Origin of the sequence: Pseudomonas sp. 2FE (genome assembly GCF_005503735.1) — a bacterium.
Classification (GTDB): Bacteria; Pseudomonadota; Gammaproteobacteria; order Pseudomonadales; family Pseudomonadaceae; genus Aquipseudomonas.
On record NZ_SCMO01000003.1, the window covers coordinates 89,170 to 106,507 of the forward strand.

Consider the following 17,338-nt stretch of genomic DNA (forward strand, 5'->3'; position numbering starts at 1 on the left):
CGCGCGCGAGTTCCTGACCGCTACCAGTCCCAGACCAACGACAGGCTGGCGCCTTGCTGGGTTTCGTCCTCGCCCTTATGCAAACTGTAACCACCGCGCAAGGCCAGATCGGCGGCGAGTTTCTGATTGAAGCCGATGCTGGCGCGGGTCAGGCTGTCCTCGGGGGTATAACCCTGCAAGCTAAAGTCGAGACCCGGCAGGCTGTTGAGGGCGATGGTCAGCTCGCTGGCGTCGTCCTCGTACTCCCTCTCGCGGCTCACCTCGACGAACACCTGGGTCGCCGGAGTCACTTCGATACGCCCTTGCAGGCCGGCACCGAGGCGCTTGGAGGAACGCTTCTGATCGTCGAAGCGCAAGGACGTGGCACTGCTGCCCTGCTCCCCATAGCCGTCGACTTCCACCCGCGCGTAATCGGCGCTGATAAAGGGGCTCAGGTGCCAGGTGCTGCCGGGCTGCGCGATGTCGTAGCCGAGCCGGCCGCTCAGCGCCCACAGGTAACCGTCGGTATCGCCTTGCTCGCTGCGCTCGCTGATGCCGAGCTCGAACTTACGCTTGAGGCTGTCGTAGTCGAGGTAGCCGGCGCTCAGCGCGCCATCGGCCCACCAGCGGTTTTGCTGGTATTGGACAAAGGCGCTGCCCAGGTAGCTGCGCAGGTCGTAGTCGGAATCCGCCACCCCCGCCTCGAGCTCTTGCTCGTAGAGGCCCAGGGCGACGCCGGCGCGCCAGGCTTCGTTCAGGCGATAACTGCCGCCCAGGTTCAGGCTGTAGCCATTGCCGTCGGCATTGGCGGAGCTGTCCTGCTCGTCGAAATCCAGACGCTGGCCGCCGCCACTGACGAAGGCGCGCCACTGGCCCTGCGCTTGCCAGGACTCCCAGTCGGCCTGGAACTGGTTACGCAACTGATCCTGATGCGAGCGCAGCGTGCCATGGGCCATTTCCGGCAGCAGGGTCAGCTCCCAGGGCGCGGCCAGCAGAGAAGCGGCATAGTCGGCGAATAGCTGCTGGCCGGTGCTGGTCGGGTGCACGCTGTCGTTGAACAGCAGCCGGGTCGGATCCGCGTTGCCGCTGGTCAGGCCATAGGTGGCGTTTTCCACGCAACCGCCACCGCTCGCATCGAAACAGGTGCCCAGCAAGTTCTGGGTCGGGTCCAACCCGTAGGTTGCCGGGTCGGCAACGACTTCACCGACCAGCAACGGCACGTTCAGCGGAATGATTTCCGCATTCAGACCTTCCAGCTGGCTGACCAACTCCTGATTGAAGTCCCCCACCAGCCCGGAGACTGTCGCAGGCAAGCTCGGGATAAATGTCCCCAAGAAGGCGGCGTTAGGCGTCTTGCCCACATCCCCCAGGAGGGACACCACGATGTAGCGGGCACCGGCGGCTTCCAGCGCACGGACCCCATCCGCCAGGCGGATCGCCGCATCCTGTGCCTGCTGGGTGGCCACGGCGGGAGGCGCGAACGGATTGATGATCACATCGAGAAAGTCGTTACCGCCACCGTTCACATAGAACAGGGTATTGGGGTCGACGCTCAAGCCGCGACTGGCCAGGTCCGCCAGGTAGCCGGGGCGCGTCCGCAGGTTGGTGCCATCGGTCAGTTCGACGACCGAGCCCTCACCTGTGCCTAGGATGGAGTCGGCAATCTGTGCGGTGGTATTGCCACCCACCGCATAGTTGGTGCCATCCGGCAGCCCCAACGCGGCATTCACCGGTGAGGTCGAGCCGGTCAGCGCGCCCAGGCCGAGCTGCTGGCTGAGTAGCTGGGTGGCATTCGAGGCATAAATTTCCCCGCTGCCTCCCTGATAGGTCGGGCCGACCCTGTTGGTAAAGCGCCGGGTCGAACCAGCAGGGCCGCCGGTATCGGGAAACTGCCCGGCATCGCTCAGGCTGTCGCCGAAGACCACCAGGTTGGAATAGGGAGAGGCGGACAGGGGGGCCGCGGCGATTGCCAACAGGCAAGCCGCCGCCAGCGGGGTGAGCGCTCGCATCATCGGGTGAGTCCTTATCGTTGTTATTGGCTCAGGTACGAAGTTGGGACTTTAGCTCTATTTTACCGATACCGCAGCAAGCGCTTGCTGCAAACAGACCGTGACTGCCAGCGCGGGCCTGCATTCAGGGCGTAGAGGTATCCGCTAACGCGCAGACTCGGTTGCGCCCGCTGCGTTTGGCCACATAGAGCGCCGCATCGGCGGCTTGCATCAGCTCGTCCAGCACCTGCCCTTGGGCTGGCCAGAAGGCCAGGCCGGCAGACAGGGTCACCGTCTGTGGGCCACTGCGGGTGGGCAGCGGGCTACCGGCCAATTGCCGGCAAATGAGCGACAGGCGTTGCTGCGCCTCTTGCGTACCAGCACCCGGCAGGATCAGCAGGAACTCCTCGCCGCCGATGCGAAACACCGCATCCGAGCTGCGCAGGCTGTCGGTCAGGTGCTGCGCCACCACCTTGAGCACGTCATCGCCGACCAAATGGCCGTGCGTGTCGTTGAGCCGCTTGAAGTGATCCAGATCGATCAACGCCAAGGCAATAGGCATCTGTTCGCGTTGTGCGCGGGCCAGTTCCCGAGCGAAGAATTCGTCCAGATAACGGCGGTTATAGAGCCCGGTCAACGGATCGCGCAGCGCCTGCTCCTGCAACTGCTCATGCAGGCTGGAGATGGTGCGCAGACGTTCCTCACTGGTCGCCAGGGCCTCGGCCAGCTTGAGTTCGCTGAGGTGGCGCTGGGTCACGTCGCGCAGATAGAGCATCTGCCCGAGGACGAAGGTGTCGTTGCGCGTGACGCGCTCGATGGCGCGGGTGCGCAGCTCGAAATAGCGCGCCGGGCTGGCCAGCGTCAGCAGTCGATCCGGTTCGCTGCTCGGCGATCCCTGGAGCAAGGCGTGCACGTCCACGCCAAATACCGGCCACTCGGCCAGCGCCAGCCCCTGCCAGTCGCCGGGCTGGCCGGCCAGTTGCAGCGCCGCCGGGTTGGCCTCGATCACCCGCTGCTGCGGGTCAAGCACCAGCACCGGATCGGGCAAGGCCTCCAGCAGCAGGTGACGCGCCACCGGCAGCAGGTCGAACAGGCGCACCCCGACTATCAGCCAGGCGAAGGCCATCTGGGTGAAGGCAAAGCTGAAGGGGGTGGGGTCGAAGCCGAAAATGGTCTTATCGAACAGCACATAGCCGATATTCGCCGTCCAGGGCACGCAGGTGACTAGCGCGAAGGCCAGGTAATGCCGCCGGTGCAGGCCCCGGCTGAGCAGCGCCGCGCGAATCACGATAGCCAGGCAGAACGCCATAAAGAGGTAGACGTAGACCGCCGTGGCGTAGAACAGCGGGCCATGCTGGTAATGCACCGGCGCCCCCAGTTCGGCCGAGATCGGTGCGGTGTCCCCCCCATAGAACAGGCCATGCCAGGGATTGCTCAGGGCCAGCAGCCAGACCAGCAGCGGCACCACAGTCAGATCGAGGACGCGGCGCAGCGGCAGCGGCTGGCGCACGCTGTTGACGTATTGCCAGAGGAAGACGGCCCAGAAGGTCGGCACCCCGACTATGCCCGGCCAGGCCATGCTGGCCCAGAACACCTTGCAACTGGCGCCCTGCGCGGCCATCTCGACGCTCGCCGCGAGCATCCACCAGAGACTGGCCAGATGCAGCAGGATAAAACTGTCGCGCCCCGGAAAATAACGCTGGCGGGTGACCCAGCGCGCCAGCAGGATGACGCCGATGCAGACCACGCCGGTGAGGAGGACCGGCGCGCTCAGCGCCCAGCCCGAATTACTGCAGGCGCTCATGACTGCACGCCTGCAGGCGCCTGGGGGCTATCAGAGCCACATGCAAAGTACTCGAAAGGTAGTTACGCAAAAGACTTCCCGACCTGACACCAGGCTGACGAATTGCACAGGGCTGCGTGCCGAGCCAAGGATATGCCAAGGCTTTCAGTGGCCTGATGACTTTCTGCATCTCAGTTGGCCATCAGGGCTTGGCCGCCGGCGCGCGCAGCAGGCTCCAGGCCATCAGCACCAGCAGAGCGACCCCGAGTAACAGCACGCTCCACAATCCGAGACGCTTCCAGTCGAAACTGGCCGCCTGCACCGCACTGGACTCGACGGCCGCCTGCACCTGCGGCTCGGCGCCAGCTTGCGCCACCCCCAGTTTGGCCAAGCGCTCATCGTCATAGCCAGGAATCAGGGTCGTTAGCGGCAGATTAGCCGCTTGCGCCGCCGCATTGCCGATCGCCAGCACATAGGGCGGCGTGCCGCGGGCGAGGAACACCACTTGCGTCGCCCGCAACCCGACCCTCAGCTGCGGCACGGCACTGCCCAACCCGCCACCGCGCTCGTCGACCTGCAAACGCAATTGCTGTACCCGTTGCGCAGGCAGCTCCAGTTCATTGCGGGTCACCTCTGCGCCGTTCTGCGGCAGGCGATAGAGCAGGCCGCGCGCCAGCGGTTGCCACTGCACCTTGCCATCGCGACGGCCACTGAGAATCACCGGCGCCAGGGTATTGGGCTGTGTCAGTTCGACCCGCACACGCTCCAGCGGCAACGCCAGGGGCAAGTCCCAGCGGTACTCGCCCGCTTTCACGCGGCTCGGAGCCAGCGCCGCCGACCAGGCCATCGGCGCCGGCGCGCTGCTACTGGCGCTGAGCAAACGGGCTGCGGTCAGTGCCGGCGCTTGTTGCGGCGCCAGCCAGAGCAGGCGCAGGTAACGCGCGCGCTGCCCCGGCAGGCTGACTTCACGCTGGTCAATGCGCTCATCGGCGAAGGCCAGCCGGGCAATCTGCCCATCGCCCCAGGCTTGCCAGTGCTGCAGGTCATCGCTGGCCTCGATGGAAAAGCGCTGGAAACCGTCACGCTCGGCACTCCAATCGAGGATCAGCTTGTGCAGCGGCGCCTGGATCGCACTGGCGTCCAGCAGCCAGCCACGCAGCACCTCCTCGGCGTTGGCGGTTGCGCCTTCCGGCGTTACCTCCACCAAGGTGCCGCCGGTACTGCGCTGCACCCGAATGCTCGGCAGCGCCTGCGCCGCGTCGGCCTGGCTATACAGCGGGAACCATTTGACCGCGGTTTCCGTGCGCGTCTCGCTGTGCTGGGCACTCCCGAGGGTCAAGGCATAGGCCTGGGCCTCGCCCTCGGCGTTGAACACCCGCAAGTCGCGCAGATCGCCGAAGCGCGCGGCGAAATGCAGCGCCATCGGCAACTCCAGGCGATACCACGGCCCCTCACCGCTGAGCGTCAGCGGCACCTGTGCGGCATAGTCGCCGCGCTGCTCCTGGGCGCCGGCCAGCGCCGTGACCAGCAGCCCGGCAGCCACGAACAGCACCTGCAAACACCGAAAAGAAGAAAAACCACTCATGTACGGCCCTGCTCTGCTTCAGATGCCGGCTGCCGGGGTGGCAACGGGGCGAAATAGCCGACGATCAACAACAACACGCCGACTCCAATAAACGACACGATACGTTCCAGACCGCCGCGATTGCCCAGCTCGACGAAGAACAGTTTGGCCACCACCACGGCAATCAGCACCGCACCCACCAGCCAGAACTCGCGGCGACTGCGCAGATGGCCGGCGATCATCAAGGCCAGGGCGATCAGCGTCCAGACGATGGACAAACCCGCCTGCACCAGCATCGACTCGAGCAGCGCCGCCAGTTGATAAGGCACGCCACCCCAGTGATGCGCCGTGCGGAACACCGCGGCGGTGCACAAGGCAAACAACGAGGCGCCCGCCACCAGTTGTGGCAGCCAGCTCAGCTGGCCGGCGGCGAAGCCCAATTGCGGCAAGCCGCTGCGCAGCCAGTTGCACACGCCGAGCAAGGCGAACAGCAAGCCCAGTTCCAGCGGGTTGATCAGCGGTAGATACGGCAGCGGCTCGGCGCCGCCATCGCTGGCGCTATTCGCCAGCCAGAACCACGCCAGCATCAACAGTGCCAAGGGCCCGGCGGCGAGCACTCGATACTCGCGCGGGTAGGCCCGCACCGGCCACGGCAAGCTACGCGCCGCGGCCATCGGCAGTGGAGCCTTCAGCGGCTGAGCCATCAGCAATAGATAGCCACTTGGCAGCAACGCCCAGCCCAGCCAACGCCAAGCGTTGTAATGCTCGGACAAGACATACAGCAGGTAGCGCAACTCCAACGCCAGCACGCCGATGATCAGCCAGCAGCCAAGCACATGGGCCGCACTCAAGGCGCCCGCGGGCAGCAGCGTGGCCAGGCGCTGCAAGGAGCCTAGATGCACGGCAAACAACAGCCCCCAAGCCAGCCAGCCGAAATTCGCCGCCGGGTGGTAGTCCGCCTGCCAGGCATACAGCAGCGCCACGCCGGCGGCCGGCACCAGCAATGGGCAGAGCAACGCCAGCGCCGGCCAGCGCACCCGCACGGCCAGCAAGGTCCAGAGCGCCACCGTGCCAGCCGCGACCAGCAACAGCAGCGGCACCTGCAAGTCCGCTGCAGCAAAGCGCAGCACCTCGCCGACCAGCGCCAGCGTCCACCAGCCCGCACCCCAGACCAGCAGCAACTGCGACAGCCGCTCCAGGCTCAGCGCGCCCATCGACTCGTCGTCACGCCTGGTCGCCAGGAACAGCCGCCAGGCGCCGATCAGCGCGGCTAGCGCCAGCACCGCTGGGGTCCAGAATCCGGCATGCGCCAGCGGCCGCAGGCCTTGCGCACTCAACTGGCCGAGCAACAGCGGGCTCGCCGCCAGGAAGGCCACCCCACCCAATGCTTGCAGCAGCAGACCGAAGACAAAACTCGCGCGCTGTTGCAGATGCAAACTGAGCCAGATGATCAACAGACCGCTGCCCGCCCACACCGCGCTGGCGGTCTGCCAAGGCAGCACGAACAGCACCGCCAGGTTGATAAACACCAGACCGACCAGCAGCACCAGCGACAAGCCGCGCATCAAGCGCGCATCGCTGCTGACTTGCTTGTCGCGCGCGGCGATCAGCATGCCGCCGATCAGCGCCAGGCCGATCAGCGAGGCAGTGACCAAGCCACGCCAACCGGCGCTGAATACACCGGTCTCGGTCCCCGAGGCGGTTTTCAGCTGCAGCAGGAACAGCGCCCCGCCGAGCAACTGCACGGCAAAGGCGCTAAACAGGAAGCTGCGCGAATGGATGCGCAGCCCGACGAACAAGGTCGCCAAACCGGCCAGCGCCCAGCAAATCGCAGTGGCCTCGGCCAACAGGTTCAACGGCGCCAGGAGATAGAGGAAGGCCAGCCCGGCACAGGCCAGGACCGGCAAGCCACGCCGCTCCCAACTCGTCGCCTGTTCCGGTGCAGCACGACGCAACCGCTCATGGCTGAACAGCAAGGCCGCGCCGAGCAGCAGCGCCCCCAGCGGCGCACCGCTCAGCAAGGTCTCCACGCCCGAGTCCAGCTCGGCCAGGAAGGCCAGCGCCGCCCCCAGTTGCAACAGCAAGGCAAAAGCGCGGGCCAGGGTGCGCTGCTGACGCAGGCCCAGCCAGTAGATGCCCGCACCCTCCACCGCCCAGGCCGCCGCCGTCCAACGCGCATCCAGACCCAAGGGGATCGCCAGCGTGCCAAACACCACCCCCAGCGCCAGGCAGGTTTCCACCAGCAGCAAGGCGCGCCCCGGCGCTCGCCCGGCCAGCAGTCGAGCCAGGCCCAGGTAGAACAGACCCAGCGCCAGCGCACTGAAGGCGGCGGCGAACTCGAGGTGCTGCACCAGCGCGAACTGCAGGCCGAAACCGACTATGGGCGGGCCGAACAGCACGGTGCCATCGACATAGTCGCCCTGGCGCGCCGACCAGCGCAGCAGCGCGGCGCGACTGCCGTCCTCCGGCCCGGTGCCCGCTTCACGCAACCGGCGCCGGGCGAACAACAGGCCGATGGCCAGGTACATCAGGAAGAACAGGATCAGGAACGGCTCGGTGCTCCACAACAGCTCAGGCGTGTAGGAGCGCAGCCCCCAGGCGAAGCCGAGGCCGAAGGTGCCGACGAAGCCGATCAGGTTGAGCAGGTGCCAGGCCTTGAACCAGGCGATAACAAAGATGCCGGCATTCAACAGCGCGAAATAGGCGAACAGCGCGACATGGTTGCCACTGCCGGTCGAGGTCAGGATCGGTGCGGCAAACCCGCCCAAAGCCGCCACCGTCGCCAGGCCCATGGCGTTCTGCGCCACCGCCAGGATCGCCGAACAGAGCGTCACCACCACCAACAGCGACAGCGCCATTCCCGGCGACAGCAGCGGATGCAGGCGCATGGCGGCGAACACCGTCAGGTACAACACGGCAATCCCGGTGCCTTGCAGCATCAGCGCATAGTTCGGATTACGCAGGCGCAACCACCACCCCAGGCCAAGCAAGGCGATCGCACTCGCGGCCACCCCGGCGTAACGCATCTCCACCGGCACCAGCATGCCTTCGGTGGCGTAACGCAGGAGGAAGGCCAGGCCGAGGAACAACAGCAGCACCCCGATCCGCAACACGGTATTGCCACCGAACAGCCAGGCTTGCGCCACGTCGATCGCCCGTTCGATCGGCGAAGGCTCGCGCGGCTGTGGCGGAATAGGTGCGGCGGCTGGGCGCGGCGGCTCGGCGCCCTGGGCTTCGGCGGTCCAGGCACTGGCCGCGGCGGCACGCGGCGCGGGTGCGGGTTCAGCCGGCTCGGCCAGCAATTCGGCAGGCAGCTCCCAACTCAGTTCGGCTTCAGCAAGCGGCTCGGGCTCGACCCTCGCGGTGACCGGCGCCTCGGCGGCCGCCTGCGGCGGCGCTGCCGGCTCGACCGGCGCGGCGGCTTGCGCCGCTTCGGGCGCCTGACCCTGCTCGACCTTGAGCAAGCGCTGATGCATCGCCTCGGTACCGCGCTCGAAGCGCTCGGCGAAGCGCTTCAACTCCTGGCGCAGCTCGGCGTTCTGCGCTTGCAGGCGCTGCAGCTTGAGCGCCTGACCGAGACCCAGACCGAGCAATCCGCCCAAGAACCCGCCAGTAACCGACTCACCCACCGAGGCGCCGACCAGCAGACCGACCAGCATGAAGATCCATTGCATGCACTGATTTCCCCATCGGGTTACGAACACACCACCGGCGGCCCTGCGCTGCAGCCCGCAAGGCCGGCGCAATTAAGCTGCCGGCCAGTATATCGGCCCCGCCACCTCAGCTTATAGCGGCGAATGCGCTGCGCCGCACAGGTTCAAAACAATCCAGCCAGTGCAACCAGCCGGCAGATGGTTGTTCACAAATTCGCCAGCCCCGCTATCATGCCGCGCCCAGAACGCCCTGCAGGTGTGGATAAATGACCAAGCTGTTGATCGTCGGTGCCGAGCTCGATCGCACGGACACCTGGATCAAATACGAAAGAACCATGTGCAGCAGTTGCGTTTCCAGCTGCTGCACCATGCCGGTGGAAGTGCGCTTCACCGATTTGCTGCGCATCGGACTGGTGCAGGAGTTCGAACGCGGCGAGCCGCCCAAGCAGATTGCCAAGCGCCTGATGAAAGAGGGTGTGGTCGAGCGCTTCAACCAGAAATATGGCATCTACACCCTGACCCGCATGGGCAATAACGACTGCCTCTATCTGGATCGCAAGACGCGCCTGTGCAGCATCTACGACCAGCGCCCAGACACCTGCCGCAATCACCCGAAGATTGGCCCACGGCCTGGCTATTGCGCCTACAAGCCGAAGGCCTGAGGACCTGTTCATGATCTGCTGTGCGTCGGCCCTGCGCGATGCCCAGCTCGGCTGAACATCGCGCAGGGCCGCTGGCGGTTTCAGCCTTTGCCGGCCGGGATCAACCGCTTCACCAGGCTCACGCCCGCCAGCACCAGCGCACCCGCGGCGATCCCCACCAGGGCATTCAACAGAGTCGGCAGTACGACTTTCAGCACACCCCCTATCCCCGGCACGGCGCCGGCCATCTGAGCCAGATGCTGGAGCGGCTCATGGGCGCCCGGCATGCCGTGGGTCAGGATGCCGCCGCCGACCAGGAACATGGCCGCCGTGCCGACGACGGACAGGCCCTTCATCAGGTAAGGCGCCGCGCGCAGTAGGCCGCCCCCGATGGCCCGGGCCAGCCCGCTGCCCTTTTGGCTGAGATACAGCCCCAGATCGTCCAGCTTGACGATGCCGGCCACCAGGCCATAGACGCCGACCGTCATGCTCGCGGCGATGCCCACCAGCACCGCCACCTGGGTGCCGAAGGCGGCGCCCGCCACAGTCCCCAGGGCGATCACTATGATCTCGGCGGAGAGGATGAAGTCGGTACGGATCGCGCCCTTGATCTTGTCCTTCTCGAAGGCGAGCAGATCGACCTCGGGGTCGGCCAGCGCCTCGGCATGCGCCGCATGCTCGGTCTGATCCTCCGCTTCGCTGTGCAGCCACTTGTGCGCCAGCTTCTCGAAGCCCTCGAAACAGAGGTAGGCACCGCCCAGCATCAGCAGCGGCGTCACCGCCCAGGGTGCGAATGCGCTGATGAGCAACGCCGCCGGCAGCAGAATCAGCTTGTTCAACGCCGAGCCCTTGGCCACCGCCCAGACCACCGGCAGCTCGCGGTCGGCCTTGACGCCGGCAACCTGTTGGGCATTCAGCGCGAGGTCATCGCCCAGCACTCCCGCGGTTTTCTTCGCGGCCACCTTGGTCATCGCCGCCACGTCGTCCAGCACGCCGGCAATATCGTCAATCAGGGTCAGCAGGCTGACTCCAGCCATGTCGGGATTCCTTGGAAAAGTTGAGGGATGCCATCGGGCATCGACAGGATGCTGGATAGTACACGGCTGCCAAAACGCCAGGGGCACGCCTCAGCGACTATTCGCTTAGCCAAAAAAAATCCCCGCCATCAAGGATGGCGGGGATTCTTACTCACGCGTGCAGCGAGCTAAGGCTTAGCCTTTGCTCGAACGCTTGCGCAGGTTCTCGTCGAGGATCTTCTTACGCAGACGGATCGATTTTGGCGTGATTTCAGCCAATTCGTCGTCTTCGATGAACTCCAGCGACTGCTCCAGGGTGTAGCGGATAGGCGGAACCAGAGCGATGGTTTCGTCTTTACCGGAAGCACGCATGTTGTCGAGCTTCTTGCCTTTGGTGGGGTTGACGCCCAGGTCGTTGTCGCGGCTGTTGATGCCGACCAACATGCCTTCGTACACGTCATCGCCATGGCCGAGGAACAACTTGCCACGCGCTTGCAGAGTTTCCAACGAGTAAGTCAGTGCCTTGCCGGTCGCAGTCGAAACCAGCACGCCATTCTGACGGCTGGACATGTCGCCAGACTTCATCGGGCCGTAGTGGCTGAAGATGCTGGTCAGGATGCCGGAACCGGAAGTCATGGTCAGGAACTGGTTACGGAAACCGATCAAGCCACGGGCCGGAATGGTGTACTCGAGACGAACGCGGCCCTTGCCATCCGGAACCATGTTGCTCAGGTCGCCTTTACGCAGACCCATTTGCTCCATCATGGAACCCTGGTGCTGCTCTTCCAGGTCGATGGTGACGTTCTCGAAGGGTTCCTGCTTGACGCCGTCAACAGTCTTGATGATCACTTCAGGACGGGAAACACCCAGCTCGAAGCCTTCGCGACGCATGGTTTCGATCAGTACCGAGAGGTGCAGCTCGCCACGACCGGAGACCTTGAACTTGTCAGCGCTATCGCCTTCTTCAACGCGCAGGGCCACGTTGTAGAGCAGCTCCTTGTCCAGACGCTCCTTGATGTTACGGCTGGTGACGAACTTGCCTTCCTTGCCGCAGAACGGCGAGTCGTTGACCTGGAAGGTCATGCTCACGGTCGGCTCGTCAACGGACAGCGGGGTCATGGCTTCGACGTTGAGCGGATCGCACAGGGTGTCGGAGATGAACAGTTGGTCGAAACCGCTGATGCAGACGATATCGCCAGCCGCTGCTTCTTCAACGTCAACGCGGTGCAGACCGTGGTGCCCCATCAACTTGAGGATACGGCCGTTACGGCGCTTGCCATCGACGTCGATGGCCACCACCTGGGTGTTCGGCTTGATGCGACCACGAGCGATACGGCCGATGCCGATAACGCCGAGGTAGCTGTTGTAGTCCAGTGCGGAGATTTGCATCTGGAACGGACCGTCACGGTCGACTTTTGGAGCCGGAACGTTGTCGACGATGGCCTGGAACAGCGGAGTCAGGTCTTCAGCCAGATTGTCGTGCTCAAGACCGGCCAGGCCGTTGATCGCCGAGGCGAAGACGACCGGGAAGTCCAGTTGCTCTTCGGTCGCGCCGAGGTTGTCGAACAGGTCGAGCATTTGATCGACGACCCAGTCCGGACGTGCGCCCGGACGGTCGACCTTGTTCACCACCACGATCGGCCGCAGGCCGGCCTGGAAGGCCTTCTGGGTCACGAAACGGGTTTGCGGCATCGGGCCATCAACGGCGTCGACCAGCAGCAGAACCGAGTCGACCATGGACATCACGCGCTCGACTTCGCCACCGAAGTCGGCGTGGCCGGGGGTGTCGACGATGTTGATGTGGTGGCCATTCCAGTTGATCGCGGTGTTCTTCGCGAGAATGGTGATACCGCGCTCTTTTTCCTGGTCGTTGGAGTCCATCAGGCGCTCGGTGTCGAGTTCGTTACGCTCGAGGGTGCCGGACTGGCGCAGAAGCTTGTCGACCAGGGTGGTTTTGCCATGGTCAACGTGGGCGATGATGGCGATGTTGCGTAGATTTTCGATCACTTTTGCATCTCGATCAGAGGATTCGGTTCGCCGCTAAGTTTAGGCGGCCAGTATGAAGAATGAGTGGCTCAACAGCCCCGTCGGTCGGGGGGGCGGTGGCGGATACTGCCGCCAAACAGACCCGGCGTCTTATGCCGGACGATAAACGCGCACATTGGCATGCCCCTCGCTGAGCAAATGGTGGGCATGCAGGCGGCTCATCACGCCTTTGTCGCAATACAGCAGGTACTGGCGGGTATCATCCAGTTCCTTAAAGCGACTGTTGAGTGCGAAGAACGGCAAAGGTTGGACCTCGATACCGTTCAGCTCCAGCGGCAGGTCTTCCTGAGCATCCGGATGACGGATGTCCAGGACGATCTGCCCAGGCAAGGCTTCACTCACTTCCTCAACCTGGATGTCTTCGCCCAACTCGTCGATCACCCGGTCGATCGGCACCAGGCGAGCGCGCTCCAAGGCGCGCTCCAACACGGCCATATCGAACTGGGCCTCTTCATAGACGACGCGTTCGGGCTTGGCGCGGGTGGTCGGGTTCACCGAAATCACCCCGCAATATTCCGGCATATGCTTGGCAAACTCGGCGGTACCGATCTGCGTCGCCATGTCGATGATGTCTTGCTTGTGGCTGGCGATCAGCGGGCGGATCACCAACTTGTCGGTGGCCCGGTCGATCACCGCGAGATTCGGCAGGGTCTGGCTGGACACCTGGGAAATCGCCTCGCCGGTGACCAGCGCGTCGATATCCAGGCGATCGGCGATAGTACTGGCGGCGCGCAGCATCATACGCTTGAGCACCACCCCCATATGGCTATTATCGACCTTGCCGAGAATCTCGCCGAGCACTTCCTCGAACGGCACGCTGACGAACAGCACCCGCTGCGAGCGGCCGTACTTGTCCCAGAGGTAGTGCGCCACCTCCATCACCCCCAGTTCATGGGCACGGCCACCGAGGTTGAAGAAGCAGAAGTGGCTGACCAGCCCGCGGCGCATCATCTGATAGGCCGCTACCGTCGAGTCGAAACCGCCGGACATCAGCACCAGCGCGTGCTCGATGGCGCCCAGCGGATAACCGCCGATGCACTCATGCTGATGATGGATGACGAACAGCCGCTGGTCGCGAATCTCCAGGCGCACCACGACTTCCGGCGCTTTCAGGGAAATCCCGGCCGCCCCGCACTGCTGACGCAGCTGGCTGCCGACATAACGCTCGACATCCATCGAGCTGAAGCTGTGCTTGCCGGCGCGTTTGCAGCGCACGGCAAAGACTTTGCCCGGCAGCAGGTCGGCGTAATGCGCCTTGCATTTCTGCACCATGTCATCAAAATCAGCCAGCGGGTATTCGTTCACCTCGAGGAACTGGCCGATACCCGGGGTACGGGTCAGGCGCTCGATCATCTCGCGCAGCACTTTCGGCTCGGTCAGTTGGGTCTCGACGTCGAGATTGTCCCACACGCCGTCCACCACCAGGTCTGGGTCCAGGTCGCGCAGCACCATGCGAATGTTCTTCGCCAGCTGGCGGATAAAGCGCTTACGCACCGGCCGGCTTTTGATGGTGATTTCAGGGAAGACTTTAACGATAAGTTTCATGAAAACAGCGCGCGTGAGGCCAGCCGAAAAAGAGGGGGCAGGATTATAGCGGAAATTGCTCAAGGTTTAACCAGCTATCGAGCACAAAGATCTGCTGCGCACCAAAACAACGCATAGCGATTCTTTATCGCTCCATATCAGTGCACAAGCCCGGCCGAATTGGCCACACAGCCCCCGTCACGCCTGACTTTCACGGACCAAGCCCACTTCAGGGCACTGGCATGCAATTTGCTCCCTTGTGAGGCAGGTTGCCCTGGCGGAGTATGCCCGCCCGGCTTCACCCGTTTATTTTTGGGGGCTAACCCTGACCCAGCCCCCATCCATCTGGAGGACACCATGTCGAAGTCGCTTCAACTCATCAAAGAACACGACGTGAAGTGGATTGATCTGCGCTTCACCGACACCAAAGGCAAACAGCACCACGTGACCATGCCGGCCCGTGATGCGGACGACGATTTCTTTGAAATCGGCAAGATGTTCGACGGCTCCTCCATCTCCGGCTGGAAAGGCATCGAAGCCTCCGACATGATTCTGCTGCCGGACGACAGCACTGCCGTGCTCGACCCGTTCACCGAAGAGCCGACCCTGATTCTGGTCTGCGACATCATCGAACCCTCGACCATGCAAGGCTACGACCGCGACCCGCGCGCCATCGCCCACCGCGCCGAGGAATACCTGAAGAGCACCGGTATCGGCGACACCGTATTCGTTGGCCCGGAACCTGAATTCTTCATCTTCGACGAAGTGAAATTCAAATCCGACATTTCCGGTTCCATGTTCAAGATCTACTCCGAACAAGGCTCCTGGATGTCCGACGCCGACATCGAAACCGGCAACAAAGGTCACCGCCCAGGCGTTAAAGGCGGCTACTTCCCGGTTCCGCCGTTCGACCATGACCACGAAATCCGTACTGCCATGTGTAATGCCATGGAAGAAATGGGCCTGGTCATCGAAGTTCACCACCACGAAGTGGCGACTGCCGGTCAGAACGAAATCGGCGTGAAGTTCAACACCCTGGTAGCCAAGGCTGACGAAGTTCAGACCCTCAAGTACTGCGTGCACAACGTCGCCGACGCCTATGGCAAAACCGCGACCTTCATGCCGAAGCCGCTGTACGGCGACAACGGTTCGGGTATGCACGTGCACCTGTCCATCGCCAAAGATGGCAAGAACACCTTCGCCGGCGAAGGCTATGCCGGCCTGTCCGATACCGCCCTGTACTTCATCGGCGGCATCATCAAGCACGGTAAGGCCCTGAACGGCTTCACCAACCCGGCCACCAACTCCTACAAGCGTCTGGTTCCGGGCTTCGAAGCGCCGGTCATGCTGGCCTACTCGGCACGCAACCGCTCCGCCTCGATCCGTATCCCCTACGTTTCCAGCCCGAAAGCCCGCCGCATCGAAGCGCGCTTCCCGGACCCGGCCGCCAACCCCTACCTGTGCTTCGCCGCGCTGCTGATGGCGGGCCTGGACGGCATCCAGAACAAGATCCACCCCGGCGATGCCGCCGACAAGAACCTCTACGACCTGCCACCAGAAGAAAGCAAGCTGATCCCGCAAGTCTGCGGCAGCCTGAAAGAAGCGCTGGAAGAACTGGACAAGGGCCGTGCGTTCTTGACCAAGGGCGGCGTATTCAGCGACGACTTCATCGATGCCTACATCGAACTGAAGAACGAAGAAGAAATCAAGGTGCGCACCTTCGTGCACCCGCTGGAATACGACCTGTACTACAGCGTCTAAGCCAGTAGCACCTGCGCAAGCAGCGTGGTTAGAGGCCTCCTTCGGGAGGCCTTTTTTATTTGGCAATTTTTATTTGCTTGGGCGCACAGCTATAGAGGTATGAACTTGCCAGCGCCGCCCGCCAATGCAAGGCTAAGCAACACACCCTCAACGGGAAACCAGCCATGCGCCTCACGCTTACCTGTCTGCTGCTTGCCTTGGCCTTGCCGGCCGCCGCGCAGATCTACAAATACACCGACGCCAACGGCAACACGGTGTACACCAACCAGCCGCCTGACGGCGCCCCGAGCGAGACCGTCAAACTGCCGCCCACCAATAGCGTGGAAATGCAGGCCCCGAGCGCGTCCACCGCCGACACGGCGAATACCCAGGCGCCGAAAGCCGCTTACAGCCTGCTACAGCTGACCGACCTGCCTTCCGAGGAGGCCCTGCGCGCCAATAACGGCACCTTCAGCGTCGGCGTGCAGCTGCAACCGCGCCTGAGCCCAGGCCACCGTCTGCGCCTGCTCCTGGACGGCAAACCCTATGGCCAGGCGAGCAATCTGCCGCGCCTGCAACTGAGTAATATCCCGCGCGGCGAACACAGCCTGGCGGTGGAAGTCCTCAGCGGCGAGCAGTCGCTGCAACAAAGCGCCACCGCGACCTTTACCGTGCAACGCGTCAACACCAGCAGCCCAGCGCTGCGCCCCCCCGTACCCACACCGAAGCCAGCCCCCTAAAACATGCGATTTCTCCTGCTTTGCCTACTGCTGATCGGCCTGCCGGTTGCCGCCGAGGTCTACACCTATATCGACAACGAGGGTAATCGGGTCTTCACCGACCGCCCCAAGCCAGGCAATGCCAAGCGCATCGAACTGGCCCCGTCCAACGCCATGTCGGCCAGCCCTGCCCCTTCGCCACCCGCGCCGGTGCAGGCCGCTCCAGCCGCCGCGCCGCCGGCCTATCAGCTCCTGCGCATCCTGGTCCCCGAGCCGGATGCGACGGTCCGCGACGGCGCCTCCGGCGACCTGATCGTCACCGCCACCAGCGAGCCCAGCCTGCTAGCCGGGCATAACTACCGCCTGCTGCTCGATGGCCAGACGGTGGGCGAACCCAGCCGCAGTCCGGTCTTCCCGTTGAGCAATCTGCCACGCGGCACCCACCAATTGGCCGTGGAAATCCTCGACGGCAACGGCCGCACCCTGGAGCGCACGCCGACCCAACCGGTGCATGTCCTGCGCATTTCCCTGGAACAAAAACGCAGGGTCAAACCCTGCCAGAAAGACGAGTACGGCGTGCGCCCCGAGTGTCCGCTGAAGGACAAGCCGGCGGAGAAGAAGGACATTCCGTACGTCCCCTTCATCTAATCCCACAGGCGATCGCACTGATTTGGTGCGATAGCCC

The 17,338-nt window shown here is 63.9% G+C and carries 11 protein-coding genes; 4 read left to right on the forward strand and 7 right to left on the reverse strand.

Annotated features, from left to right (window positions below; all coding sequences use genetic code 11):
• Nucleotides 1–20: 20 nt before the first annotated feature.
• The 4 genes from FFS12_RS07775 to FFS12_RS07790 form a co-directional block, all read right to left on the reverse strand.
• The gene (locus FFS12_RS07775; protein ID WP_137886324.1) at nt 21–1,991 is read right to left on the reverse strand and encodes an autotransporter domain-containing SGNH/GDSL hydrolase family protein; all 1,971 of its coding nucleotides are present in this window, start codon (nt 1,989–1,991) and stop codon (nt 21–23) included.
• Between the two features lie 121 nt (nt 1,992–2,112).
• Complete coding sequence (locus FFS12_RS07780; protein WP_137886325.1) at nt 2,113–3,771, reverse strand: histidine kinase N-terminal 7TM domain-containing protein; 1,659 nt, start codon at nt 3,769–3,771, stop codon at nt 2,113–2,115.
• Nucleotides 3,772–3,952: 181 nt separating this feature from the next.
• Entirely contained in the window at nt 3,953–5,335 is a 1,383-nt protein-coding gene (locus FFS12_RS07785; protein ID WP_137886326.1) for a DUF3999 domain-containing protein, read from the reverse strand.
• Complete coding sequence (locus FFS12_RS07790) at nt 5,332–8,988, reverse strand: DUF2339 domain-containing protein (RefSeq protein WP_137886327.1); 3,657 nt, start codon at nt 8,986–8,988, stop codon at nt 5,332–5,334. Before FFS12_RS07790 ends, FFS12_RS07785 begins: the two co-directional genes overlap by 4 nt.
• A gap of 245 nt (nt 8,989–9,233) precedes the next feature.
• On the opposite strand from FFS12_RS07790, the gene FFS12_RS07795 reads away from it, so the two are divergent.
• The gene (locus FFS12_RS07795; protein ID WP_137820512.1) at nt 9,234–9,629 is read left to right on the forward strand and encodes a YkgJ family cysteine cluster protein; all 396 of its coding nucleotides are present in this window, start codon (nt 9,234–9,236) and stop codon (nt 9,627–9,629) included.
• An 80-nt stretch (nt 9,630–9,709) separates the two neighbouring features.
• Here the strand turns inward: FFS12_RS07795 and FFS12_RS07800 are convergent, their stop codons facing one another.
• From FFS12_RS07800 to thiI, 3 genes are all read right to left on the reverse strand, one after another.
• On the reverse strand, nt 9,710–10,645 hold the full coding sequence (locus FFS12_RS07800; protein WP_137886328.1) for a DUF808 domain-containing protein: 936 nt from the start codon (nt 10,643–10,645) through the stop codon (nt 9,710–9,712).
• A 174-nt stretch (nt 10,646–10,819) separates the two neighbouring features.
• Nucleotides 10,820–12,631, reverse strand: a complete 1,812-nt coding sequence (typA, locus tag FFS12_RS07805; RefSeq protein ID WP_137886329.1) for a translational GTPase TypA — start codon at nt 12,629–12,631, stop codon at nt 10,820–10,822.
• Between the two features lie 129 nt (nt 12,632–12,760).
• Nucleotides 12,761–14,215, reverse strand: coding sequence for a tRNA uracil 4-sulfurtransferase ThiI (thiI, locus tag FFS12_RS07810; protein ID WP_137886330.1), 1,455 nt, complete (start codon nt 14,213–14,215; stop codon nt 12,761–12,763).
• Nucleotides 14,216–14,551: 336 nt separating this feature from the next.
• Between thiI and glnA the strand changes: the two genes are divergently transcribed.
• From glnA to FFS12_RS07825, 3 genes are all read left to right on the forward strand, one after another.
• Nucleotides 14,552–15,955 carry a glutamate--ammonia ligase gene (gene glnA / locus FFS12_RS07815; protein ID WP_137886331.1) on the forward strand — a complete coding sequence of 468 codons (1,404 nt, stop codon included), beginning with the start codon at nt 14,552–14,554 and terminating at the stop codon, nt 15,953–15,955.
• A gap of 164 nt (nt 15,956–16,119) precedes the next feature.
• Nucleotides 16,120–16,674, forward strand: coding sequence for a DUF4124 domain-containing protein (locus FFS12_RS07820; protein WP_137886332.1), 555 nt, complete (start codon nt 16,120–16,122; stop codon nt 16,672–16,674).
• Between the two features lie 3 nt (nt 16,675–16,677).
• Nucleotides 16,678–17,301 carry a DUF4124 domain-containing protein gene (locus tag FFS12_RS07825; protein WP_137886333.1) on the forward strand — a complete coding sequence of 208 codons (624 nt, stop codon included), beginning with the start codon at nt 16,678–16,680 and terminating at the stop codon, nt 17,299–17,301.
• The last annotated feature ends 37 nt before the right edge of the window (nt 17,302–17,338 follow it).

What these genes read in the sequence shown, in the direction of transcription:
- FFS12_RS07775 (WP_137886324.1), bottom strand. Translation starts at nt 1,991, where the DNA reads ATGATGCGAGCGCTCACCCCGCTGGCGGCGGCTTGCCTGTTGGCAATC.
- FFS12_RS07780 (WP_137886325.1), bottom strand. Translation starts at nt 3,771, where the DNA reads ATGAGCGCCTGCAGTAATTCGGGCTGGGCGCTGAGCGCGCCGGTCCTC.
- FFS12_RS07785 (WP_137886326.1), bottom strand. Translation starts at nt 5,335, where the DNA reads ATGAGTGGTTTTTCTTCTTTTCGGTGTTTGCAGGTGCTGTTCGTGGCT.
- FFS12_RS07790 (WP_137886327.1), bottom strand. Translation starts at nt 8,988, where the DNA reads ATGCAATGGATCTTCATGCTGGTCGGTCTGCTGGTCGGCGCCTCGGTG.
- FFS12_RS07795 (WP_137820512.1), top strand. Translation starts at nt 9,234, where the DNA reads ATGACCAAGCTGTTGATCGTCGGTGCCGAGCTCGATCGCACGGACACC.
- FFS12_RS07800 (WP_137886328.1), bottom strand. Translation starts at nt 10,645, where the DNA reads ATGGCTGGAGTCAGCCTGCTGACCCTGATTGACGATATTGCCGGCGTG.
- thiI (WP_137886330.1), bottom strand. Translation starts at nt 14,215, where the DNA reads ATGAAACTTATCGTTAAAGTCTTCCCTGAAATCACCATCAAAAGCCGG.
- glnA (WP_137886331.1), top strand. Translation starts at nt 14,552, where the DNA reads ATGTCGAAGTCGCTTCAACTCATCAAAGAACACGACGTGAAGTGGATT.
- FFS12_RS07820 (WP_137886332.1), top strand. Translation starts at nt 16,120, where the DNA reads ATGCGCCTCACGCTTACCTGTCTGCTGCTTGCCTTGGCCTTGCCGGCC.
- FFS12_RS07825 (WP_137886333.1), top strand. Translation starts at nt 16,678, where the DNA reads ATGCGATTTCTCCTGCTTTGCCTACTGCTGATCGGCCTGCCGGTTGCC.